Genomic DNA, 22,264 nt, shown 5'->3' with positions numbered 1-22,264 from the left:
GCTCCCCTCCGGGAACGGCGCTCAAGTACCGCTGTAGCTCCGGTGCGTGTGCGGTGCCCGTCCCCGCACTGCGCGACTCGGCGGTACCGACGAGCCTAGAACGCCTCTGCGCTGGTGGGGAGATCAATTTCGTCATTGCTCCGGTATGGCTGGACCTGTCGGAAAAGCATTCGGCTGCGGATGCCCGACCGGGCATCCGCAGCCGGTCTGCGTTCTACAGGTACTGACCGGTGTTCGCCACCGTGTCGATGGAACGTCCGGTGTCCGCGCCCTGTTTTCCGGTGACGAGGGTGCGAATGAAGACGATCCGCTCGCCCTTCTTTCCGGAGATCCGGGCCCAGTCGTCCGGGTTGGTGGTGTTCGGCAGGTCCTCGTTCTCCTTGAACTCGTCCACGCATGCCTGGAGGAGATGGGAGACCCGAAGGCCCTTCTGGTTGTGGTCGAGGAAGGCCTTGATGGCCATCTTCTTGGCCCGGTCGACGATGTTCTGGATCATCGCGCCGGAGTTGAAGTCCTTGAAGTACAGGACTTCCTTGTCGCCATTGGCGTACGTGACCTCGAGGAAGCGGTTTTCCTCGGACTCCGCGTACATCTGCTCGACGACGGACTGGATCATCGCGTGAGCGGCGGCGTCCTTGGAGCCGCTGTGCTCGGCGAGGTCGTCGGCGTGCAGCGGCAGCGAGGACGTGAGGTACTTGGCGAAGATGTCCTTCGCGGCCTCCGCGTCCGGACGCTCGATCTTGATCTTCACATCGAGCCGGCCGGGGCGCAGGATCGCGGGGTCGATCATGTCCTCGCGGTTGGAGGCGCCGATGACGATGACGTTCTCCAGGCCCTCTACACCGTCGATCTCGGCGAGCAGCTGCGGGACGATGGTGTTCTCCACGTCCGAGCTGACGCCGGAACCACGGGTGCGGAAGAGGGATTCCATCTCGTCGAAGAAGACGATGACGGGGGTGCCCTCGCTCGCCTTCTCCCGGGCACGCTGGAAGACGAGGCGGATGTGCCGCTCGGTCTCACCGACGTACTTGTTGAGGAGCTCGGGGCCCTTGATGTTGAGGAAGTAGCTCTTCCCCGCGGGTTGGCCGGTCACCTCGGCGACCTTCTTGGCAAGGGAGTTGGCGACGGCTTTGGCGATCAGCGTCTTGCCGCATCCGGGCGGGCCGTAGAGCAGGATGCCCTTCGGCGGCCGCAGTTCGTGCTCCTTGAAGAGGTCCGGGTGGAGGTACGGAAGCTCGACCGCGTCGCGGATCATCTCGATCTGGCTGCCCAGACCGCCGATCTTTGTGTAGTCGACGTCCGGGACCTCTTCGAGGACGAGCTCTTCGACCTCGCTCTTGGGGATCACTTCGTAGACGTAGCCGGAGCGGGACTCGAGCAGCAGGGCGTCGCCGGGGCGGATGGTGGTGTCCAGCAGCGTGTCCGCGAGCCTCACCACCCTTTCCTCGTCGGTGTGCCCGATCACCAGGGCGCGCTCGCCGTCCTCGAGGATCTCCTTGAGGGTGACGATGTCCCCGGCGCGCTCGAATTCCATGGCCTCGACCACGTTGAGCGCCTCGTTGAGCATGACTTCCTGGCCGCGCCGGAGCTCTTCGAGCTCGACGCTGGGGCTGACGTTCACCCGGAGCTTGCGGCCCCCGGTGAAGATGTCGCAGGTGCCGTCCTCGTTCGCTTGCAGGAAGACACCGAAGCCGGCCGGCGGCTGTGCGAGCCGGTCGACCTCCTCCTTGAGGGCCACGATCTGGTCGCGGGCCTCACGGAGCGTGTTGGCGAGCCGCTCATTCTGTGCGGAGACGCCGGCCAGGTTTGTCTGTAGCTCGACGATCCGCTCTTCGAGAATCCTCGTATGACGCGGAGAGTCGGCGAGCTTGCGGCGCAGGACGGCGATTTCCTGCTCGAGATAGGCAACCTGACCGGCGGGGTCTTCAGACCCCCGCCCCGGCCGGATGCCGCGGTTGATGTCGTCGTCGTGGGCTGCCACGGTCCTCACCTCCTCCAAGGGGAGCTGGACGCTTCCTGACCCTACCTGGGTGGGTGGTGATTGAAACCCCTAGATCACAAAGACGGTAGAGGTGTGTCCGATCTTCACCCTTGCGCTCTCCCTCACGCCAGGTGAATACCCACCCATCAACATCGGAAAGCGGGCGGAGGTATCGTCGAAGTGTTCAACACCCGTCAGGGCTGGCGCGACTTGCTTCATTTTGCTACACCCGGCGAAGGAAACGGCAGGAGAGATGACCGTGCAGCACGAGGTCCCCACAGAAGCCGTCGGCGAGGCCCTTGAGGTCTGGATCGACCAGGACCTCTGTACCGGAGACGGGATCTGCGCGCAGTACGCTCCCGAGGTCTTCGAGCTGGACATCGACGGGCTCGCCTACGTGAAGAGCACCGACGACGAACTGCTCCAGAACCCGGGCGCCACAACGCCCGTGCCGCTGCCGCTGCTGAGCGATGTGGTGGACTCCGCGAAGGAGTGCCCGGGCGATTGCATCCATGTCCGCCGCGTTTCGGACAGGGTCGAGGTCTTCGGACCCGACGCAGAGTGACGGATCACATACTGCGTGCTTCGGGCTGGGCGGTACGGACGAACTTCCCGCCCTGCCACTGCCACTTGACCTTCTCGAGCTGGTCGGGGCAGCAGCTCGGCACGTCCGGCGAGGAGTAGCCGAGCAAGGTGGCCGTAATCGCACCGTCACGTACGGCGAACTCCTTGACGCTGAGCTTCTGCGCGGGCTCCACGAGGGTCGCGACGACGCGCGGGCCCGTACCCCGGCCCTGGGTCAGTACGTAGACCCCGCTCGGCGGGGTGCCGGAGCCCGCGTCGCAGCGGGCCACCGCCACGGTTTCGAGGCTGCCGTCGCCGTCCAGGTCGCCCGAGGCCTTCTTGGTCACCACGCTCTTCGCGCCGCCGCACTCCAGGGGGAGCCGCACTCCCGCCGGATCGGGCGCGGGGGCGGGTGCAGCGGCCGTTCCGGTGTTCTGCGGGCCTGTCTGAGGGGCGGCCTGGGCAGTGGGCTGCAGCAGTCCGGCGGCGGCCACCACCCCGGCCATCGCTGTCGCGGTGGCGAGCCAGTGCACCGGGCGTGCGTGCGTGTGCGCGAGGTCCGGGACGGCGGAGGTCTGCACGCGGGATGTCTCCTGGGAAGGCGGAACCGGCGGGGATGGCCTGCATCGTGCCATACGTCACAGCGGGTGCGGAACAGCGGGGTCCGAGTGTGTAGGTCAAGAAAGTGTGTAGGTCGGTAAAGCGGTCAACACGAAGACGCCGCCGCCGAGTTCCCCAGGGTGCCTGGGGAACTCGGCGGCGGCGTCGGTACGTTGTGCGGGCGTCAGCCCGTTTTGGGGCGTTCCGTCAGCCCTTGTTGGGGCCTTCGTAGTCATCGCCGTACGCGCCCTTGGCGGGGCGGCGGCGGCGCATCGGGGGCTCCACGCCGTCCGCGAGACGGCGGGCCGTGAGGAGGAATCCGGTGTGCCCGATCATCCGGTGGTCCGGGCGGACGGCCAGACCTTCGACGTGCCAGTTGCGGATCATCGACTCCCAGGGCTGAGGCTCGGCGAAGCAGCCGATCTCGCGGATGGACTCGACGGTGCGCGCGAGCTGGGTGGTGGTCGCGACGTAGCAGCAGAGGATGCCGCCGGGGACGAGGGCCTTGGAGACCGCCTCCAGGCACTCCCAGGGGGCGAGCATGTCCAGGATCACGCGGTCGACGTCGGCGTCGGTCAGGTTGTCCTGGAGGTCGCCCACGGTGAGCTGCCAGGCGGGGTGCGGGCCGCCGAAGTAGCGCTCCACATTCTGCTGGGCGATCTCGGCGAAGTCCTGGCGGCGCTCGTAGGAGTGCAGCATGCCGTGGTCGCCGATGGCTCGCAGCAGGAAGGCGCTCAGCGAGCCGGAGCCCACGCCCGCCTCGACGACGCGGGCGCCGGCGAAGATGTCGGCGAAGGCCAGGATCTGCCCCGCGTCCTTGGGGTAGACCACGGCGGCGCCGCGGGGCATGGACAGGACATAGTCGGGGAGCAGGGGGCGCAGCGCGAGGTAGGCGACGTTTCCCGTGGTACGGACAACACTGCCCTCGGGAGCGCCGATCAGCTCGTCGTGCGGGAAGGAACCCTTGTGGGTGTGGAAATTCTTCCCGGCCTCGAGCGTGAACGTGTAGTGGCGTCCCTTGGGGTCGGTGAGCTGGACCTGGTCCCCGACCTTGAAGGGCCCGCGTCGGCGGGCGGCACCGGTCGGTTCGGACATGCGACCAGCCTACCGGCCCGGAACGGACCCGTTCACCACGGCGAGCCCCGGCGGGCCCGGCGCCCCGGAGGCGAACCGAGACCTCAAGAAGACGCGGGCCGGGCCATCGCGGCGACGAAGGCGCGCTCGACGTCCGCCGTGGACAGGACGCCGTAGATCTCGCCCGACTCCTCGACCACCAGGTACTCCGTCGCCGGAGAGGCCCGGAGCTTGTCCAAAAGCGCCTCGCCGGCCAGTTCCGCCGAGACCTTCATGCCTTCGGTGAGCTCCTGGGCGAGGCCGCTGACCGCGACCCAGGGGCGGCGGTGTTCCGGAACGCCGACGATGGCCGTCTCGCGTACCAGGGCCGTCGGGTCGCCGTGGCCGTCGACGACGACCAGCGCGCGGGCGCCCGCCTCGTTGGCGCGGCGCAGGGCCTCGGAGAGCGGGGTGTCGGACTCGACCGGGACGGCGCGCCTGGTGAGCGTGCGGGCTTCGAGCTCGGGGAGGTGTTCGCGCAGCCGGGCCATGCGCAGGCTGTTGCCCGCCCCGGTCCAGATGATCGCGGCGAGGATCGCGGCGAGCAGCGCGTCCGTGACCGTCTCCATGCCGCCGATGTCCTCGGTGGCATTGCCGAGGGCGCCGGTGTGGGTGAGGAGCGGCAGGCCGATGAGGACGGCGACGGCGAGCGCCCGGCCCACCCAGGCCGCGGCGACGGTGCCCGACATCGGCTTGCCAGTGATCTTCCACACGACGGCGCGCAGCATGCGGCCGCCGTCGAGCGGCAGACCGGGCAGCAGGTTGAACGCGGCAACGATCAGGTTGGAGATCATCAGCCCGGCGAGCAGCACGCCGGGGACCGTACCGGGATCGACGGCCTGCATCCCGAGGTAGAAGAGACCGGCCAGGACGAGGGAGAGCAGTGGTCCGACGAAGGCCAGGACGAACTCGCGGCCGGGGGTCTCGGACTCCTTCTCGATCTCGGACACCCCGCCGAAGAACTGCAGCTGGATCCGGCGTACCGGCAGTTTGAAGCGCAGCGCGGCGACGGTGTGGGCGAGTTCGTGGACCAGTACGGAGGCGTAGAAGGCGACCGCGAAGAAGAGCGAGACGAGATAGCGCGTGCCGCCGAGCTCGGGGAGCACACGGTCGAGCTGACCACCGAAGACCCAGGTGATGAGCGCGGCGACGATGAACCAGCTCGGGGCGACATAGACGGGCACACCGAAGGGACGGCCCATGAGAATGCCGCCGCCGGGGCCGTCGGAACGCCGCGGCTTGCTGCCCTCGGGGTCCGTTCCTCCCGCACCGGACTGCGCCCGCTCACGCTCGCCGCTGGTGTCGTCCTCGTCCACGGGTCCCCTTTTTGTCGCGAATGTGTCGCGAATGCTTCGCTCGTTCGATCATGCAGTTTCGAGGGTCTGACGTCGATGGTATTCCGCTCGCTGTCAGTGGCGGGCCGTAGGGTCTGCGTCATGAGTACGAGTCAGCAGCCCACATCGCTGTCGCCCTCGCGTGCGAGCGACTTCATGCAGTGTCCCCTGCTGTACCGGTTCCGGGTGATCGACAAGCTGCCGGAGAAGCCCAGCGAGGCGGCTACCCGCGGGACGCTGGTGCATGCGGTGCTGGAGCGGCTCTTCGACGCGCCGGCGGCGGAGCGAACGGCTCCGCGTGCCAAGGCCCTGATCCCGGGTCAGTGGGACCGGCTGCTGGAGACGAAGCCGGAGCTGGGCGAGCTGTTCGCGGAGGACTCCGAAGGCGAGCGGCTGACCGGCTGGCTCGCCAAGGCGGAGCAGTTGGTGGAGCGGTGGTTCTCGCTGGAGGACCCGACCCGACTGGAGCCGGCCGAGCGGGAGCTGTTCGTCGAGACGGAGCTGGAGTCGGGGCTGCGGCTGCGCGGTGTCATCGACCGGGTCGATGTCGCGCCCACCGGCGAGGTCCGGATCGTCGACTACAAGACGGGCAAGGCCCCGCGCCCCGAGTACAGCGAGGGCGCGCTGTTCCAGATGAAGTTCTACGCCCTGGTGATCTGGCGGCTGAAGAACGTGGTGCCGCGCCGCCTCCAGCTCGTCTATCTGGGCAGCGGAGAGGTGCTGACGTACGACCCTGCCCCGGCGGACCTGGAGCGCGTGGAGCGCAAGCTGCTGGCACTCTGGGACGCGATCAGGCTGGCCACCGAGACGGGCGACTGGCGGCCGCGGCCGACGAAGCTGTGCGGCTGGTGCGACCACCAGGCGGTCTGTCCGGAATTCGGCGGCACTCCCCCGGTATATCCGCTGAGCGTCTCCCCGACCGCTTCGGCAGAGGATGGTCAGGGCAGAATGGGCCCGGTCTAACTAAGGAGTACCCGTGGCTATCCGCGTCCTACTGGTCGACGACCAACCGCTGCTGCGCACCGGCTTCCGGATGATCCTGGAGGCGGAGCAGGACATCGCGGTGGTCGGCGAGGCCGGGGACGGTCTGCAGGCCATCGACCAGGTGCGTGCGCTGCAGCCCGATGTGGTGCTGATGGACATCCGGATGCCCCGCATGGACGGCGTCGAGGCGACCCGTCAGATCACCGGCCCCGGGCGGGACGGCCCGGCGAAGGTGCTGGTGCTGACCACCTTCGACCTCGATGAGTACGTGGTGGAGGCGCTGCGGGCCGGGGCGAGCGGCTTCCTGCTGAAGGACGCGCCCGCCAATGAGCTGGTCCAGGCGATCCGGGTGGTCGCGGCGGGCGAGGCAATGCTCGCGCCGAGCATCACCCGCAGGCTTCTCGACAAGTACGCGGACCATCTGCCCTCGGGCGAGGAGCCGGTCCCGGACACGCTGCACACGCTGACCGAGCGCGAGGTGGAGGTGCTCAAGCTGGTCGCGCGGGGGCTGTCCAATGCCGAGATCGCGGCCGATCTCTTCGTCAGTGAGACCACCGTCAAGACGCATGTGGGCCATGTGCTGACGAAGCTGGGCCTGCGGGACCGGGTGCAGGCGGCGGTGTACGCCTACGAGAGCGGTCTGGTGCGCCCCGGCGCACAGTAGTTCTCCGGACGGAGCACGCGAAAAGCGGCGGCGGGCATCGGCCCGCCGCCGCTTGTTCATGGCTCGCAGCTCACGCGGTGCCGCGGCCCAGCTCCCACAGCTGAAGGTCCGAGCTGGAGTTGACCACCCGCTCGACGCCGGTGACGCCGGTGCGCGCCGCGACGTACTGCTTGCCCTGCCACAGCGGCAGGAAAGGCACGTCGTTGGCGACGATCTCCTGTATCTGCGTGAAGGCCTGGGACGCGGAGGTGCGGTCGGCGGCCTTCCGCGACTGCGGGATGAGGTCCCGCGCCTCGGTGCTCACGTACGGGGTGTTGAGGAAGTTGCCTTTGTCCAGGAACGGCGCGATGAAGCTGTCCGGGTCCGGGAAATCGGGGAACCAGCCCATTCCGTAGACCGCGTACTCACCGCGCTTCTGGGCGGGGACGAACTTCGACCACTCGGCGCCCTCGATGGTGACGTCGAAGAGCTTGGTGGCGTTCAGCTGCTGCTTGAGCGCCTGGAACTCCTTGGCCGTACCGGCGCCGTAGTGGTCGGTCGTGTAGTGGAGCTTCAGCTTCACCGGGGTGGTGATGTCGGCCTTGCGCAGCAGCTCCGCGGCCTTCTTCTGGTTCGGCTCGCCGTACTTGTTGTAGAAGGAGTTGGTGTGCGCCCCGACGCTCGCCGGGATGAGCGAGTAGAGCGGCTCGGCGGTGGAGCCGTATACCTTGCCCGCGATGTGACCACGGTCGACAACAGCGGCCATGGCCTGCCGGACGGCCTTGTTCTTCACCGACGGGTCGTTGGTGTTGAAGCCGAGGTAGCGGATCTCCAGGCCCGGCATCTCGGTGAGCTCGATGCCTTCCTTCGGGCTCTCGGACATGCTCTTGATCTGCTCGGGCGACATCGCCCGGGTCATCATGTCGATGTCGCCCGACTCGAGCGCCTTGCCCATCGAGTCGGCGTCCGCGAAGGACCGCAGCTCAACCTTGTCGTTGCGGAGTTTGATGTCACCCAGGTAGTTGGGGTTCTTGGTGAAGGTGACCTTGGCGACGTGGCCGTCCTTGGTCTCGGCGCTCATGGTGTACGGGCCGGAGCCGTCGACCTGGAAGCCCTCGCGGAGCTTCTTGCCCTCGTACTGCTTCTTGCTGACGATGGCAGCGACGGGCGTCGAGAGCTTGTACGGGAAGGTCGCGTCCGGCGTGGCGAGGTGGAAGACCACCTCGTCGCCGTTGGCCTCGATCGTGTCGATGTTCGCGAGGAGGGAGCCCACACCACTGTCGGCGTTGATGTCCAGGACACGCTGGATGGAGAACTTCACGTCCTCGGCGGTGATGGCACTGCCGTCGGCAAACTTCAGCCCGCTGCGCAGCTTGCAGCGGTAGCTCTCGCTGACCTTGTCCGTGAAGTCGCACGACTGGGCCGCTTCGGGCACGGGCGCGCCGCCGCCGCGCGGGGCGTGCATCAGCGTCTGGACGGTCTGCCGCAGGACGCTCCACGAACCGGTGTCGTAGGCGTAGGCCGGGTCGAGCGGCGCGGGGGCGTCGTCGGTGGCGATGAACTGGTCCGTGGTGCCCACGACAATGGCGTCACCGCCGCCGGACCCGCCTTTCGCCCCGCCGCAGGCGACAAGCACTGGCGCGAGCAGGCCGACCAAGGCCGGCAGCACCAAAGTCTTACGGTTCATCCTGGACGTTCTCCTCATCCGGCACTGGGATACAGCGATGTCTTCGGGAGCCTCCGTCGCGGCCGCCCGTTCGGAGCGGTGCGATCGGGAGGGGGAAACAGAGCGATCGGCACTGAGTTCCCCATGACTGGGTGGCGCCGAGACACATCGATGATGCGACGAAGTTCTCGCGACGAGATTAGTCGGCGACGCCAGGAAAGCGTGACCGGGCCCGAGTTGGGGCGTATTCGCTCAGTGATCGGTTATGCCTGTGAGTGGATGCCCCCACGGTGGAATGATTGGTACATCTCTCCACCAATGCGGACACAATGGCGCGTCCCGCACCCCAGGAAGGGGCGGGGAGTGGTCCGGACCAACATCACCCAGGCCACTCACGGTGACGAACGTCACGCGGTGAATTCTGCACCAACGGCACCGGATAACCGTCCGGGCTCGTCACGGAAAAGGCACGCTCGGCTGCCCAGAGTTTCCACTGCATTCGAGAAACACGGACCGTACACGCATCAGTTCATCGCGGTGATGAGCGTGCGCAGAAAACCAAGGTCCACTTCTTCGAGCGACCGTACGACCAGGCGCCCGTCGGCGGGCGCGATCGGGTGCACGGACGGCACGGCCACCACCCGGCAGCCCGCGGCCTCGGCGGAGGCGACACCGGTGGCCGTGTCCTCGATGACCGCACATCTCGCGGGCTCGGCCCGCAGTCCGCGCGCGGCCAGCAGATAGGGGTCGGGGTGCGGCTTCGTGCGCGGCACCTCGTCGCCCGCGACCGACAGTGCGAAGTTGTGCGGGCGGAGCGAGGCGAGGACGCGGTCGATGATGCGGCGGTGGGAGGCGGAGACCAGCGCGGTGGGCACATTGTGCCTGGCCAGCTCGGCCAGCAGCCGTTCGGCGCCCGGCATCATGGGCACACCGCGCCCGATCCGGTCCTCGAAGCGGTCATTGAGCAGCACGGTCAGCTCGGCGAGCGTGATGTCCGCGCCGGTCGCCTCGATGAGGTACGCGGCACTGCGCGTCATGGGGCCGCCGACCACCACCTCCCGCCATGCCTCGTCGAGATCGTGGCCGAGGTCCGCGAAGACGTCCACCTCCGCGTCCCACCAGAAGCCTTCGGTGTCCACGAGGGTGCCGTCCATGTCGAGAAACACGGCCTGAAGGGCAGAGCCTTCCGCCGAACGGGTCAGGGACGCGGGGACCGTACTGGTCATCCGGCACACCTCCACTGGGGACGAGAAGGCCGGCCGCCTCCCAAGTGGGGAAGGCAACCGGCCTGCACTGGACCGACAAGTCTACGTCTCGGGCGGCTAACGTGCGTTGAAGTACTTCGCCTCGGGGTGGTGGATCAGGATCGCGTCGGTGGACTGCTCGGGGTGGAGCTGGAACTCCTCCGAGAGCTGGACGCCGATCCGCTCGGGCTCCAGCAGCTCGGCGATCTTCGCACGGTCCTCGAGGTCCGGGCACGCTCCGTAACCGAGCGAGAAGCGCGCACCCCGGTACTTCAGGGCGAACATGTCCTCCACATCGGCCGGGTCCTCGCCGGCGAAGCCCAGCTCGGCACGCACACGGGCGTGCCAGTACTCGGCCAGCGCCTCCGCCAACTGCACGGACAGGCCGTGCAGTTCGAGGTAGTCGCGGTACGAGTCCGACTCGAAGAGCTCTGCCGTGGCTTCACCGATCTTGGAGCCGACGGTGACGACCTGAAGCCCGACGACGTCCCGCTCGCCGGACTCCTCGGGCCGGAAAAAGTCGGCGAGGCACAGGCGGCGGCCGCGGCGCTGGCGGGGGAAGGAGAAGCGGGTGCGCTCGGAGCCGTCCTCGTTCAGCAGGATCAGGTCGTCGCCCTTGGACACGCAGGGGAAGTAGCCGTAGACGACGGCCGCCTCCAGCAGGTTCCGGGTGTGCAGCTGGTCCAGCCAGCCGCGCAGCCGCGGCCGTCCCTCGGTCTCGACGAGCTCCTCGTAGGTCGGTCCGTCACCGGCGCGGGCCTGCTTGAGGCCCCACTGGCCCTTGAACAGCGCGCCCTCGTCCAGCCAGGACGCGTACTCCTTGAGCTGGATGCCCTTGATCACCCGGGTGCCCCAGAACGGCGGCTCGGGGACCGGATTGTCGATCGCGACGTCGGAGCGCACGGCGCCTTCTTCCGGGCGCTCCTCGACCACGGCGTTCGTGGTGGCGCGGACCCGGCGCTGCTTGAGCTCGGGCAGGACCGCTCCGGGGACGCCGCGCTTGACCGCGATCAGCGCGTCCATCAGGCGCAGGCCCTCGAAGGCGTCGCGCGCGTAGCGAACCTCGCCCTCGTAGATCTCATGCAGGTCCTGTTCGACATATGCCCGGGTCAGCGCCGCTCCGCCGAGGATGACCGGGTAGTCGGCGGCCATCTTGCGCTGGTTGAGCTCCTCCAGGTTCTCCTTCATGATCACCGTGGACTTCACCAGCAGGCCGGACATGCCGATCACGTCGGCGCGGTGTTCCTCGGCGGCCTCCAAGATCGCCGAGACCGGCTGCTTGATGCCCAGGTTGACGACGTTGTAGCCGTTGTTGGAGAGGATGATGTCGACGAGGTTCTTGCCGATGTCGTGGACGTCGCCGCGGACGGTCGCCAGGACGATGGTGCCCTTGCCCTCCGCGTCGGACTTCTCCATGTGCGGTTCGAGGTAGGCGACCGCGTTCTTCATGACCTCGGCGGACTGCAGGACGAACGGCAGCTGCATCTGGCCGGAGCCGAAGAGCTCGCCGACGACCTTCATGCCGTCCAGCAGCGTCTCGTTGACGATGCCGAGGGCGGGGCGGGTCTGGAGCGCCTCGTCGAGGTCGGCCTCCAGGCCGTTCTTCTCGCCGTCGATGATGCGGCGCTTGAGGCGCTCGTCCAGCGGCAGGGCCAGGAGCTCCTCGGCCTTGCCCGCCTTCATCGACTTCATGTTGACGCCCTCGAAGAGCTCCATGAGCTTCTGCAGGGGGTCGTAGCCCTCGCTGCGGCGGTCGTGGATGAGGTCCAGGGCGACCTTGACCTGCTCCTCCTCGAGACGCGCGATGGGAAGGATCTTGGATGCGTGCACGATGGCCGAGTCGAGGCCGGCCTTGACGCACTCGTCGAGGAACACGGAGTTGAGGACGACCCGGGCGGCCGGGTTCAGGCCGAAGGAGATGTTCGACAGGCCCAGCGTGGTCTGCACGTCGGGGCGGCGGCGCTTGAGCTCACGGATCGCCTCGATGGTGGCGATGCCGTCCTTGCGGGACTCCTCCTGGCCGGTGCAGATCGTGAAGGTCAGCGTGTCGATGAGGATGTCGCACTCGTGCACGCCCCAGTTGCCGGTCAGGTCGTCGATGAGCCGCTCGGCGATGGCGACCTTGTTCTCGACCGTACGGGCCTGGCCCTCTTCGTCGATGGTCAGCGCGATGAGCGCGGCGCCGTGCTCGGCCGCGAGCCCGGTGACCTTCGCGAACCGCGACTCGGGCCCGTCCCCGTCCTCGTAGTTGACGGAGTTGAGGACCGCGCGGCCGCCCAGCTTCTCCAACCCGGCCCGAAGGACGTCGACTTCGGTGGAGTCGAGCACGATGGGCAGCGTCGACGCGGTGGCGAAACGGCCGGCCAGTTCCTCCATGTCGGCGACGCCGTCCCGGCCCACGTAGTCGACGCAGAGGTCGAGCATGTGCGCGCCCTCGCGGATCTGGTCCCGGGCGATCTCCACGCAGTCGTCCCAGCGGCCGTCCAGCATGGCCTCGCGGAACTTCTTGGACCCGTTGGCGTTCGTCCGCTCGCCGATGGCCATGAACGAGGTGTCCTGACGGAACGGCACGGTCTGGTAGAGGGACGCGGCGCCCGGCTCAGGGTGCGGCACGCGCTCGGTGGGCGCGAGATCGCGTACGCGCTCGACGACCTGGCGCAGATGCTCGGGCGTCGTACCGCAGCAGCCGCCGACCAGGGAGAGGCCGTATTCGCGTACGAAGGTCTCCTGCGCGTCGGCCAGCTCGCCCGCCGACAGGGGGTAGTGCGCGCCGTTCTTGCCGAGCACCGGCAGGCCCGCGTTGGGCATGCAGGACAGCGGGATGCGGGAGTGCCGGGCGAGGTAGCGCAGGTGCTCGCTCATCTCGGCCGGGCCGGTGGCGCAGTTCAGGCCGATCATGTCGATGCCCAGCGGCTCCAGCGCGGTCAGGGCCGCGCCGATCTCCGAGCCGAGCAGCATCGTGCCCGTCGTCTCGACCGTCACGGAGCAGATGACGGGGAGGTTGGTGCCGGTCGCCTCCAGAGCGCGGCGGGCGCCCAGGACGGCAGCCTTGGTCTGGAGCAGGTCCTGGGTCGTCTCCACCAGGAGGGCGTCGGCGCCGCCCGCGATCATGCCCTCGGCGTTCTGCTGGTAGGCGTCGCGCAGCTTCACGTACGGGGCGTGTCCCAGGGTCGGCAGCTTGGTGCCCGGTCCCATCGAGCCCAGCACCCAGCGCTGCTGCCCGGTCGACGCCGTGAACTCGTCGGCGGCCTCGCGGGCGATCCGCGCGCCGGACTCGGAGAGCTCGAAGACCCGCTCGGGGATGTCGTACTCACCGAGGGCCGCGAGGTTCGCACCGAAGGTGTTCGTCTCGACGCAGTCGACGCCGACCTCGAAATAGGCCGAATGGACGGACCGGACGATGTCCGGGCGGGTCACATTCAGGATTTCGTTGCAGCCTTCGAGGTTCTCGAAGTCCTCGAGTGTCGGGTCCTGGGCCTGGAGCATCGTGCCCATCGCCCCGTCGGCTACGACCACTCGGGTGGCGAGCGCTTCGCGAAGGGCGTCGATTCGGGTCCGGCTGTCAGCGGAAGGGGTCGGCAGCGAGGCCATGGATGTGCTCCCTGGGATGCGACGGCTGTCGGCTTTGCGTCCTCCGGTGGAAGGCGCACGGAGCCAGCCTAGCCGTGCCCGCCGAAACAGGGCGTGGCCGTCCCACGGGGCGGGACAGCATCATGTCCTCGCCGCACCGGATGGTCTTTCGGACACGAAGGATTCACTCTGTGGTGACCAAGGTCGGCATCGACCGATAGTGTTCAGCATTGTCGAACCGCAGTGAGAAGGGCCGAGCGATGGCGAAAAACATCCAGTCACTCGAGCGGGCGGCGGCGATGCTGCGACTGCTCGCGGGCGGGGAACGCCGACTGGGCCTGTCGGACATCGCTTCCTCGCTCGATCTCGCCAAGGGCACCGCCCATGGCATTCTGCGCACCCTGCAGGCCGAGGGCTTCGTCGAACAGGACCCGGCGTCCGGCCGCTACCAGCTGGGGGCCGAGCTGCTCAGGCTCGGCAACAGCTATCTGGACGTCCACGAGCTGCGCGCCCGCGCTCTGGTCTGGACGGACGACCTGGCGCGTTCCAGCGGCGAGAGCGTCCATCTCGGGGTGCTGCACCAGCACGGCGTGCTCATCGTGCACCACGTCTTCAGACCCGACGACAGCCGCCAGGTGCTGGAGGTGGGGGCCATGCAGCCACTGCACTCCACCGCGCTGGGCAAGGTGCTCTCGGCGTTCGACCCGGTGGCCCACACCGAGGTCATGGAGGTGGAGCGCAAGAGCTTCACGCCGCGGACGGTGACCGGCGTGGAGGAGTTCGAGCTGGTGCTCGACCACACCCGGGCGCGGGGCTGGGCGGCGGATGTGGAAGAGACCTGGGAGGGCGTGGCCGCGGTTGCCGCCCCGATCCACGACCGGCGCCGGATGCCGGTCGGGGCTGTCGCCATCACAGGAGCGGTCGAACGCGTATGCAGCGCGGGCGAGTTGCGGTCGGAACTGGTCGCGGCAGTACGGGACTGCGCACGCTCGGTTTCGCGCGACCTCGGCGCCGGGCGATTCTGACCGTTCTGTCGCCTCATCGATAACGATCCGATTTTCGGCCACACAACCCTTGACGTCGTGTTAACCCTGGCGCAAAACTGCCGTGCATCGGTCGGCATTGTCGAACACCTACCGGCAATACACGCTAGAGTGTGGCAACGCCAAGCCGAGAACGCCCTCACCTGAGGGCGCGGACCACCGGAGGGACCCGGGGTTCGCCTTCCCCCGAAGGACAAAGGAGTCGCGGGTGTCCAACTCCGACATCTTCATCGGCGAGATCATTGGTACCGCCGTTCTCATCCTGCTCGGCGGCGGCGTGGTCGCCGCAGTCGTACTCAAGCGCTCGAAGGCGCAGAACGCCGGCTGGCTGGCGATCACCTTCGGGTGGGGCTTCGCGGTCCTGATCGCGGTTTACATGACGGGCACACTGTCCGGCGCCCACCTGAACCCAGCCGTCACCGTCGGCATCGCGATCAAGGACAGCGACTGGAGCAACGTTCCGCTCTACATCGCCGGACAGATGGTCGGCGCCATGCTCGGTGCCGCCCTGGTCTGGATCGCGTACTACGGACAGTTCCAGGCGCACCTCACGGACCCGGAGATCATCTCCGCGCCTCCGCACGAGGAAGGCCTGGTCAGCGAAGAGGCCGCTCCGAAGGCCGGCCCGGTGCTCGGTGTCTTCTCCACCGGACCCGAGGTCCGCGTGGTGTGGCAGAACCTGGCCACCGAGATCATCGGCACCACGGTGCTCGTCCTCGCGGTACTCACACAGGGCCTCAACGACAGCGGCAAGGGTCTGGGCGTCATCGGCGGACTGATCGTCGCGCTCACCGTGGTCGGCATCGGCCTCTCGCTCGGCGGCCCGACGGGCTACGCAATCAACCCCGCCCGCGACCTGGGCCCGCGTATCGTGCACGCCCTGCTTCCGCTGCCCAACAAGGGCGGCTCGGACTGGGGCTACGCCTGGATCCCCGTCGTCGGACCGCTGGCCGGCGGAGCCCTCGCGGCGGGTATCTACAACCTCGCGTTCGCCTAAGCCCTCCCTTCGATCTCGCAGGAGCACCCCGTGACTGACGCACACACCACCGGCCCCTTCATCGCGGCCATCGACCAGGGCACCACCTCCAGCCGCTGCATCGTCTTCGACACCGACGGCCGCATCGTCTCCGTCGACCAGAAGGAGCACGAGCAGATCTTCCCGAAGCCGGGCTGGGTGGAGCACGACGCCGCCGAGATCTGGACCAACGTCCAGGAGGTTGTCGACAGCGCCGTCGCGAAGGCGGGCATCACCGCCGCCGACGTCAAGGCCATCGGCATCACCAACCAGCGTGAGACCACCGTCCTGTGGGACAAGAACACCGGCGAGCCGGTGCACAACGCTCTCGTCTGGCAGGACACCCGTACGGACGCGCTCTGCAAGGAGCTCGGCCGCAACGTGAGCCAGGACCGCTTCCGGCGCGAGACGGGCCTGCCCCTCGCCTCGTACTTCGCCGGACCGAAGATCCGCTGGCTGCTCGACAACGTCGAGGGCCTGCGCGAGCGCGCCGAGCGCGGCGAGATCCTCTTCGGCACCATGGACTCGTGGGTCATCTGGAACCTGACAGGCGGCGTCGACGGCGGCCACCACGTCACCGACGTCACCAACGCCTCGCGCACCATGCTGATGAACCTGCACACCCTCGACTGGGACGAGAAGATCCTCCAGTCGATGGACGTGCCGGCCGCGGTGCTGCCGGAAATCCGCTCCTCCGCCGAGGTGTACGGAGTCGCCAAGGGCGGCGCCCTCGCCGGTGTGCCGGTCGCCTCGGCGCTCGGTGACCAGCAGGCGGCGCTGTTCGGCCAGACCTGTTTCTCCGAGGGCGAGGCCAAGTCCACGTACGGCACCGGCACCTTCATGCTGATGAACACCGGTCACGAGCCCGTCAACTCGTACAACGGCCTGCTGACGACCGTCGGTTACCGGATCGGCGACCAGCCCCCCGTGTACGCGCTGGAAGGTTCCATTGCCGTCACCGGTTCGCTGGTGCAGTGGATGCGCGACCAGATGGGCCTGATCAGCACTGCCGCGGAGATCGAGACCCTCGCGCTGAGTGTCGAGGACAACGGCGGCGCCTACTTCGTACCGGCCTTCTCCGGCCTGTTCGCCCCGTACTGGCGCGACGATGCCCGCGGTGTGATCGCCGGCCTGACCCGCTATGTCACCAAGGCGCACATCGCGCGTGCCGTGCTCGAGGCCACCGCCTGGCAGACCCGCGAGATCAGTGACGCCATGACCAAGGACTCCGGCGTCGAGCTGACCGCGCTCAAGGTCGACGGCGGCATGACCTCCAACAACCTGCTGATGCAGACCCTCTCGGACTTCCTGGACGCACCGGTGGTGCGCCCGATGGTCGCCGAGACGACCTGCCTCGGCGCTGCCTACGCCGCCGGTCTCGCCGTCGGCTACTGGCCGGACACCGACGCGCTGCGCGCCAACTGGCGCCGGGCCGCCGAGTGGACCCCCCACATGGATGCGGCCCAACGGGACCGCGAGTACAAGAGCTGGCTCAAGGCCGTCGAGCGGACCATGGGCTGGCTCGAAGACGACGCTGACGAGGAGTAATTCGAGATGAACACCCTGCAGAGCGTCCCTGCCCTGGGGACGCACCCGGCCGGCTCCCTTCCGAGCCGCGCCGAGACTCGGGAGCACCTTTCCAAGGCGACATACGACCTCCTGGTGATCGGCGGCGGCATCCTGGGCATCTCCACCGCCTGGCATGCGGCGCAGTCCGGGCTGCGGGTGGCTCTGGTGGACGCCGGCGACTTCGCCGGCGCCACCTCCTCCGCCTCCTCCAAGCTCCTCCACGGCGGTCTGCGCTATCTGCAGACCGGCGCGGTGAAGCTGGTCGCGGAGAACCACTTCGAACGGCGCGCGGTCTCCCGCCAGGTGGCTCCCCACCTGGCGAACCCGCTCACCTTCTATCTGCCGGTCTACAAAGGCGGGCCGCACGGCGCGGCGAAGCTCGGCGCGGGCGTCTTCGCCTACTCCGCGCTCTCCGCGTTCGGTGACGGCGTCGGCCATGTCATCAGCGCGTCCAAGGCGCAGCGCGACGTTCCCGAGCTGCGTACGGAGAACCTGAAGGCCGTTGCCGTGTACGGCGACGACCAGATGAACGACTCCCGGATGGCGCTGATGACCGTCCGCGCGGCCGTCGCGTCCGGCGCCACCGTGCTCAACCACGCCGAGGTCACCGGCCTGCGCTTCACCAGGGGCCGGGTCACGGGCGCGGAGCTCAAGGACCGTATGGACGGCACCGAGTTCGGCGTCAGCGCGCGTCTCGTACTCAACGCCACCGGGCCCTGGGTCGACCACCTGCGCACGATGGAGGACCCGAACGCGGCCCCGTCCATCCGGCTGTCCAAGGGCGCGCACCTGGTGCTCAAGCGCACCTCGCCCTGGAAGGCCGCCCTCGCGACCCCTATAGACAAGTACCGCATCACCTTCGCGCTCCCCTGGGAGGACATGCTGCTGCTCGGCACGACGGACGAGGAGTACGAGGGCGATCCGGCGGACGTCGCGGTCAACGACAAGGACGTCACGCAGATCCTGGACGAGGCCGCGTTCTCCATCCGCGACCAGCAGTTGTCCCGCGATCTGATCACGTACTCCTTCGCGGGTCTGCGGGTGCTCCCCGGCGGTCCCGGCAACACCTCGAAGGCCAAGCGCGAGACGGTCGTCACCGAGGGCCGCGGCGGCATGCTGTCGGTGGCCGGCGGCAAGTGGACGACCTTCCGCCACATCGGCCGTACGGTGATGAACAAGCTGGCCGCCCTGCCCGGGCAGCCGCTGGCCGACGACATGGAGCCGATCTCGCGGCTGCCGAAGAAGGTCCCGCTGCCCGGTATCGCCAACCCGAACGCGGTGGCGCACCGGCTGCTGGTCGACGGCGGCACGCCGGGCCCGCGGATGGCCGCGGACACCGCGCGCCACCTCGCCACGCACTACGGTTCGCTCTCGTTCGACATCGCCCGGCTCGCCAACGACGACCCGGCGCTGGCCGAGCGCATCCACCCGGACGCTCCGGAGATCTGGGCGCAGGTCGTGTACGCGCGTGACCACGAGTGGGCCGAAACGGCCGACGATGTGCTGCGCCGTCGTACGACGCTGACGATCCGGGGTCTCGCGACGGACGAGATCCGGAGCAAGGTCGAGGATCTGCTCGGCAAGTAGCGCAGGTCGGTAAGGGGCGGTCGCATAGCGGCCGCCCCTTACGCATGCCCTTTGGGGGACGCATAATGGGGGCCGATACATCGGATGTATGGAGGTCGCCCATGGCCGTAACCGACGAGGCCATCGAGAAGATCAAGGCAATGATCGTCTCGGGTGCGCTGCGCCCCGGCGACCGCCTCCCCAAAGAGAGCGAACTCGCCGCCGAGCTGGGCCTGTCCCGTAACTCACTGCGCGAGGCGGTGCGCGCGCTGTCACTGATCCGCATTCTCGATGTGCGGCAGGGCGACGGCACGTATGTCACCAGCCTGGACCCGCAGTTGCTGCTCGAGGCGCTGAGCTTCGTCGTGGACTTCCACCGGGACGACACGGTGCTGGAGTTCCTGGCCGTACGCCGCATCCTGGAGCCCGCCGCCACGGCGATGGCCGCGACGCGGATCAGCGAGAGCGAACTGGACGTACTGAGCGCGCAGTTGGACGCGCTCGGGCCGCAGCCCTCGGTGGAGGAGCTGGTCGCCGCCGACCTCGAATTCCACCGCGCCATCGTTCAGTCGTCGGGCAATTCGGTGCTCTGCTCCCTGCTGGACGGTCTCTCAGGTCCGACCACCCGGGCCCGCGTGTGGCGCGGCCTGACCCAGGAGGACGCGGTCGGCCGCACGCTGCGCGAACACCGGGCGATTGTGTCGGCGCTGCGGGAGCGGGACGGGGAGGCGGCGAGGTCGTGGGCAACGGTGCATATCGCAAGCGTGGAGCAGTGGCTGAGGTCGACGCTTTAGCGCCTGCGGCGGGCCTTGTCCCCCACCCCGCCCCTTCCCGCTGTATCGATTTGCGGCTCCGCCGCGTGGCGGGGGCGCTGCCCCCGGACCCCCGCGCCTCAAACTTCCCAGACTTCGTCCGGGGGTACCCCCACGGGGCTGGAGTTCAGCCCGTCCGGCGTTTGAGGACATGCGGCCGGAGGTCGCACACGGGGAGGTTGGGGGTCCCCCCGGACGGAGTCTGGGGGAGGGCGGGGTGGGGAACAAGCCCCGCGCAGCGGCACGCTCAGTTCGGCGGGGGCAGGCGCAGGCCCTGCATTCCGCCGTCGATCGCGAGGACCGTGCCCGTGACGGCGGCGGCAGCGGGGCTGGCGAGATACACGATGGCCGCGGCGACCTCGTCCGCCGCGACCAGCCGTCCGGTGGGCTGGCGGGCTTCCAGCGCGGCGCGTTCGGCGGCGGCGTCGTCGGCCTGGTCGAGCAGGCGGCCGATCCACGGGGTGTCGGTGGTGCCGGGGTTGACGCAGTTGACGCGGATTCCCTCGCGCACATGGTCGGCGGCCATGGCGAGTGTGAGGGAGAGGACGGCGCCCTTGCTTGCGCTGTAGAGGGCGCGCTGGGGCAGTCCGGCGGTCGCGGCGATGGAGCAGGTGTGGGTGATGGAGACATGGCCCGGGCGGTCGGCGGCCGCGCGACGCAGATGCGGCAGGGCGTGCCGGGCGACGCGCACCATGCCGAGGACATTGACGTCGAGGACGCGCTGCCATTCCTCGTCGTCGTTGTCGGCGACGGTTCCGATGGCGCCGACACCGGCGTTGGACACGAGGGTGTGCAGCGCGCCGAATTCCGCGGCCGCCCGGACGACCGCGTCGCGTACGGCCTCGTCGTCGGTGACATCGGCCTGGAGGGCGAGGACGCCGTCGGGCGCTCCCGCGGTGTCCCGGTCGAGGACGGCGACCCGCGCCCCACGGCTGAGGAGCAGCCTCGCCGCGGCGGCCCCGATGCCCGATGCCCCGCCGGTCACCACCGCGGACAGTGACTCGAAGTCCCCCGTCTGCGTCATGAGTTGACCTCCTCTGTGGCGCGTCGGGCCTGCCAGAGGGGCCCGTGCGGATAGCTGTGGGCGGCGATCGACTCGGGGAGCATGCGGGCGGAGAATCCCGGGGCGCGCGGGGCGACATAGCGTCCGGAGTCGATCACGGCGGGGTCGGTGAAGTGCTCGTGCAGGTGGTCGACGTATTCGATGACGCGGTCCTCCCAGCTGGCGGAGACGGCGACGTAGTCGAACATGGCCAGATGCTGGACGAGTTCGCACAGTCCTACGCCGCCGGCATGCGGGCAGACGGGGACCCGGTACTTGGCCGCGAGCAGCAGGACGGCGAGGTTCTCGTTGACGCCGGCGACCCGGGCGGCGTCGATCTGGACGAAGTCGACGGCCCCTGCCTGGAGCAGCTGCTTGAACACGACGCGGTTGGCGGCATGTTCGCCGGTGGCGACCTTGACCGGCTGGCCCGCCCGTACGGCGGCATGGCCGAGGATGTCGTCGGGGCTGGTCGGCTCCTCGATCCAGTGCGGTTCGTACGGCGCGAGCGCGGTCATCCAGCGCACCGCGTCGCCGACGTCCCAGCGCTGGTTGGCATCCACGGCGATACGTACGGACGGTCCGACGGCCGCGCGGGCGAGCTTCATGCGCCGGATGTCGTCGTCGATGTCCCCGCCGACCTTCAGCTTGATCTGGCCGAATCCGTCGGCGACGGCCTCCTTGGCGAGTCGCACGAGCTTCTCGTCGGAGTGGCCGAGCCAGCCCGGCGATGTGGTGTACGCGGGGTAGCCCTGTTCGCGCAGCCGCGCGGCGCGTTCGGCCCTGCCCGGTTCGGCGGCCCGGAGGATGGCGAGGGCTTCGTCGCGGGTGAGGACATCGGTGAGATAGCGGAAGTCGACGAGCGAGAGGAGCTCTTCGGGGCTCATCGAGGCGAGGAACTCCCAGACGGGCTGTCCCGCGCGCTTGGCCGCCAGGTCCCAGGCGGCGTTGACGACCGCGCCGGCCGCCATGTGCATCACGCCCTTCTCCGGGCCGAGCCAGCGCAGCTGTGAGTCATGGGTCAGCTCGATATGGAGCGCGGCGAGGTCGGCTGCCGTCCGGGGGGCCGGGCGTCCTACGACATGAGGGCGCAGCGCCTCGATGGCAGCGGCGGCGACATCGTTGCCGCGCCCGATGGTGAAGCAGAAGCCGTGTCCCTCACCCCCGTCGGTCGCGCGCATCACCACATAGGCGGCGGAGTAGTCGGGGTCGGGGTTCATGGCGTCGGAGCCGTCGAGCTGTTCCGAGGTGGGGAAGCGGATGTCGTGGACCTCGAACTCCGTGACGGTCTGGCTCATCCACGCACCCCCGCGGGTAGAACATCGGACCTTTACCGGTCATCCGATGTATAACGCCGCTCACGGGCCATCGTCCAGGTCCGGGACCAAGTTTCTCGTGCACAGCTCGGATGAATCGAGGGGTGAGTACGGGGGTTCTCCGACGTATGCCCGATAGAGCGGAAGTTCACCCTGCCGTGCACGGGGGCTGCGGCCGGGCACCCGGTAAGCCGTAAGGTTG

At 68.6% G+C, this 22,264-nt stretch carries 17 protein-coding genes; 8 read left to right on the top strand and 9 right to left on the bottom strand.

The window, feature by feature from the left end:
- Nucleotides 1-214 precede the first annotated feature (214 nt).
- Nucleotides 215-1,981: a proteasome ATPase gene (gene arc, locus OOK40_RS09535; RefSeq protein WP_266478288.1), complete on the bottom strand. Its 1,767-nt coding sequence runs from the start codon at nt 1,979-1,981 to the stop codon at nt 215-217.
- Between the two features lie 253 nt (nt 1,982-2,234).
- Between arc and OOK40_RS09530 the strand changes: the two genes are divergently transcribed.
- Entirely contained in the window at nt 2,235-2,546 is a 312-nt protein-coding gene (locus OOK40_RS09530) for a ferredoxin (RefSeq protein WP_266478286.1), read from the top strand.
- Nucleotides 2,547-2,550: 4 nt separating this feature from the next.
- On the opposite strand, the gene OOK40_RS09525 is transcribed toward OOK40_RS09530, so the two are convergent.
- From OOK40_RS09525 to OOK40_RS09515, 3 genes are all read right to left on the bottom strand, one after another.
- Nucleotides 2,551-3,126, bottom strand: a complete 576-nt coding sequence (locus OOK40_RS09525) for a hypothetical protein (protein WP_266478284.1) — start codon at nt 3,124-3,126, stop codon at nt 2,551-2,553.
- Nucleotides 3,127-3,352: 226 nt separating this feature from the next.
- Entirely contained in the window at nt 3,353-4,240 is an 888-nt protein-coding gene (locus OOK40_RS09520; protein ID WP_266478282.1) for a tRNA (adenine-N1)-methyltransferase, read from the bottom strand.
- Between the two features lie 83 nt (nt 4,241-4,323).
- Complete coding sequence (locus OOK40_RS09515; protein WP_266478280.1) at nt 4,324-5,574, bottom strand: site-2 protease family protein; 1,251 nt, start codon at nt 5,572-5,574, stop codon at nt 4,324-4,326.
- A gap of 120 nt (nt 5,575-5,694) precedes the next feature.
- On the opposite strand from OOK40_RS09515, the gene OOK40_RS09510 reads away from it, so the two are divergent.
- Nucleotides 5,695-6,555, top strand: coding sequence for a RecB family exonuclease (locus OOK40_RS09510; RefSeq protein WP_266478278.1), 861 nt, complete (start codon nt 5,695-5,697; stop codon nt 6,553-6,555).
- 13 nt (nt 6,556-6,568) lie between these two features.
- Nucleotides 6,569-7,240: a response regulator transcription factor gene (locus tag OOK40_RS09505; RefSeq protein ID WP_266478276.1), complete on the top strand. Its 672-nt coding sequence runs from the start codon at nt 6,569-6,571 to the stop codon at nt 7,238-7,240.
- A gap of 70 nt (nt 7,241-7,310) precedes the next feature.
- Here OOK40_RS09505 and OOK40_RS09500 read toward each other — a convergent pair whose 3' ends face one another.
- From OOK40_RS09500 to metH, 3 genes are all read right to left on the bottom strand, one after another.
- The gene (locus OOK40_RS09500) at nt 7,311-8,906 is read right to left on the bottom strand and encodes an ABC transporter substrate-binding protein (RefSeq protein ID WP_266478273.1); all 1,596 of its coding nucleotides are present in this window, start codon (nt 8,904-8,906) and stop codon (nt 7,311-7,313) included.
- A gap of 503 nt (nt 8,907-9,409) precedes the next feature.
- A complete protein-coding gene (locus tag OOK40_RS09495; RefSeq protein ID WP_266478271.1) occupies nt 9,410-10,111 on the bottom strand; it encodes an HAD family phosphatase in 702 nt (233 codons plus the stop codon).
- Nucleotides 10,112-10,207: 96 nt separating this feature from the next.
- The gene (gene metH / locus OOK40_RS09490) at nt 10,208-13,720 is read right to left on the bottom strand and encodes a methionine synthase (RefSeq protein WP_266478269.1); all 3,513 of its coding nucleotides are present in this window, start codon (nt 13,718-13,720) and stop codon (nt 10,208-10,210) included.
- A gap of 239 nt (nt 13,721-13,959) precedes the next feature.
- Between metH and OOK40_RS09485 the strand changes: the two genes are divergently transcribed.
- From OOK40_RS09485 to OOK40_RS09465, 5 genes are all read left to right on the top strand, one after another.
- Nucleotides 13,960-14,724 (top strand): IclR family transcriptional regulator, encoded by a 765-nt coding sequence (locus OOK40_RS09485; RefSeq protein ID WP_266478266.1) that lies wholly within the window; start codon nt 13,960-13,962, stop codon nt 14,722-14,724.
- A 226-nt stretch (nt 14,725-14,950) separates the two neighbouring features.
- The gene (locus OOK40_RS09480) at nt 14,951-15,739 is read left to right on the top strand and encodes an MIP/aquaporin family protein (RefSeq protein ID WP_266478264.1); all 789 of its coding nucleotides are present in this window, start codon (nt 14,951-14,953) and stop codon (nt 15,737-15,739) included.
- 30 nt (nt 15,740-15,769) lie between these two features.
- Entirely contained in the window at nt 15,770-17,305 is a 1,536-nt protein-coding gene (gene glpK, locus OOK40_RS09475; protein WP_266478261.1) for a glycerol kinase GlpK, read from the top strand.
- Between the two features lie 6 nt (nt 17,306-17,311).
- Nucleotides 17,312-18,913 carry a glycerol-3-phosphate dehydrogenase/oxidase gene (locus OOK40_RS09470; protein ID WP_266478259.1) on the top strand — a complete coding sequence of 534 codons (1,602 nt, stop codon included), beginning with the start codon at nt 17,312-17,314 and terminating at the stop codon, nt 18,911-18,913.
- A 101-nt stretch (nt 18,914-19,014) separates the two neighbouring features.
- Nucleotides 19,015-19,686, top strand: coding sequence for a FadR/GntR family transcriptional regulator (locus tag OOK40_RS09465; protein WP_266478257.1), 672 nt, complete (start codon nt 19,015-19,017; stop codon nt 19,684-19,686).
- Between the two features lie 265 nt (nt 19,687-19,951).
- Here OOK40_RS09465 and OOK40_RS09460 read toward each other — a convergent pair whose 3' ends face one another.
- Both OOK40_RS09460 and OOK40_RS09455 read right to left on the bottom strand, forming a co-directional pair.
- Entirely contained in the window at nt 19,952-20,728 is a 777-nt protein-coding gene (locus OOK40_RS09460; RefSeq protein ID WP_266478255.1) for an SDR family NAD(P)-dependent oxidoreductase, read from the bottom strand.
- On the bottom strand, nt 20,725-22,044 hold the full coding sequence (locus OOK40_RS09455; RefSeq protein ID WP_266478253.1) for an enolase C-terminal domain-like protein: 1,320 nt from the start codon (nt 22,042-22,044) through the stop codon (nt 20,725-20,727). The genes OOK40_RS09460 and OOK40_RS09455 overlap by 4 nt, the downstream gene beginning before the upstream one ends.
- Nucleotides 22,045-22,264: the final 220 nt, after the last annotated feature.

The sequence above is a fragment of the Streptomyces sp. NBC_01481 genome (genome assembly GCF_026339995.1).
Lineage (GTDB): Bacteria > Actinomycetota > Actinomycetes > Streptomycetales > Streptomycetaceae > Streptomyces.
The sequence above is the reverse complement of the archived record's forward strand: the minus strand, read 5'-3'. Positions and strand labels throughout refer to the sequence as shown.

Bases quoted from the DNA above. Each gene is read 5' to 3' on its own strand.
- OOK40_RS09530 (WP_266478286.1), top strand. From the start codon at position 2,235: ATGACCGTGCAGCACGAGGTCCCCACAGAAGCCGTCGGCGAGGCCCTT.
- OOK40_RS09520 (WP_266478282.1), bottom strand. From the start codon at position 4,240: ATGTCCGAACCGACCGGTGCCGCCCGCCGACGCGGGCCCTTCAAGGTC.
- OOK40_RS09510 (WP_266478278.1), top strand. From the start codon at position 5,695: ATGAGTACGAGTCAGCAGCCCACATCGCTGTCGCCCTCGCGTGCGAGC.
- OOK40_RS09500 (WP_266478273.1), bottom strand. From the start codon at position 8,906: ATGAACCGTAAGACTTTGGTGCTGCCGGCCTTGGTCGGCCTGCTCGCG.
- OOK40_RS09495 (WP_266478271.1), bottom strand. From the start codon at position 10,111: ATGACCAGTACGGTCCCCGCGTCCCTGACCCGTTCGGCGGAAGGCTCT.
- metH (WP_266478269.1), bottom strand. From the start codon at position 13,720: ATGGCCTCGCTGCCGACCCCTTCCGCTGACAGCCGGACCCGAATCGAC.
- OOK40_RS09485 (WP_266478266.1), top strand. From the start codon at position 13,960: ATGGCGAAAAACATCCAGTCACTCGAGCGGGCGGCGGCGATGCTGCGA.
- OOK40_RS09470 (WP_266478259.1), top strand. From the start codon at position 17,312: ATGAACACCCTGCAGAGCGTCCCTGCCCTGGGGACGCACCCGGCCGGC.
- OOK40_RS09465 (WP_266478257.1), top strand. From the start codon at position 19,015: ATGGCCGTAACCGACGAGGCCATCGAGAAGATCAAGGCAATGATCGTC.
- OOK40_RS09460 (WP_266478255.1), bottom strand. From the start codon at position 20,728: ATGACGCAGACGGGGGACTTCGAGTCACTGTCCGCGGTGGTGACCGGC.
- OOK40_RS09455 (WP_266478253.1), bottom strand. From the start codon at position 22,044: ATGAGCCAGACCGTCACGGAGTTCGAGGTCCACGACATCCGCTTCCCC.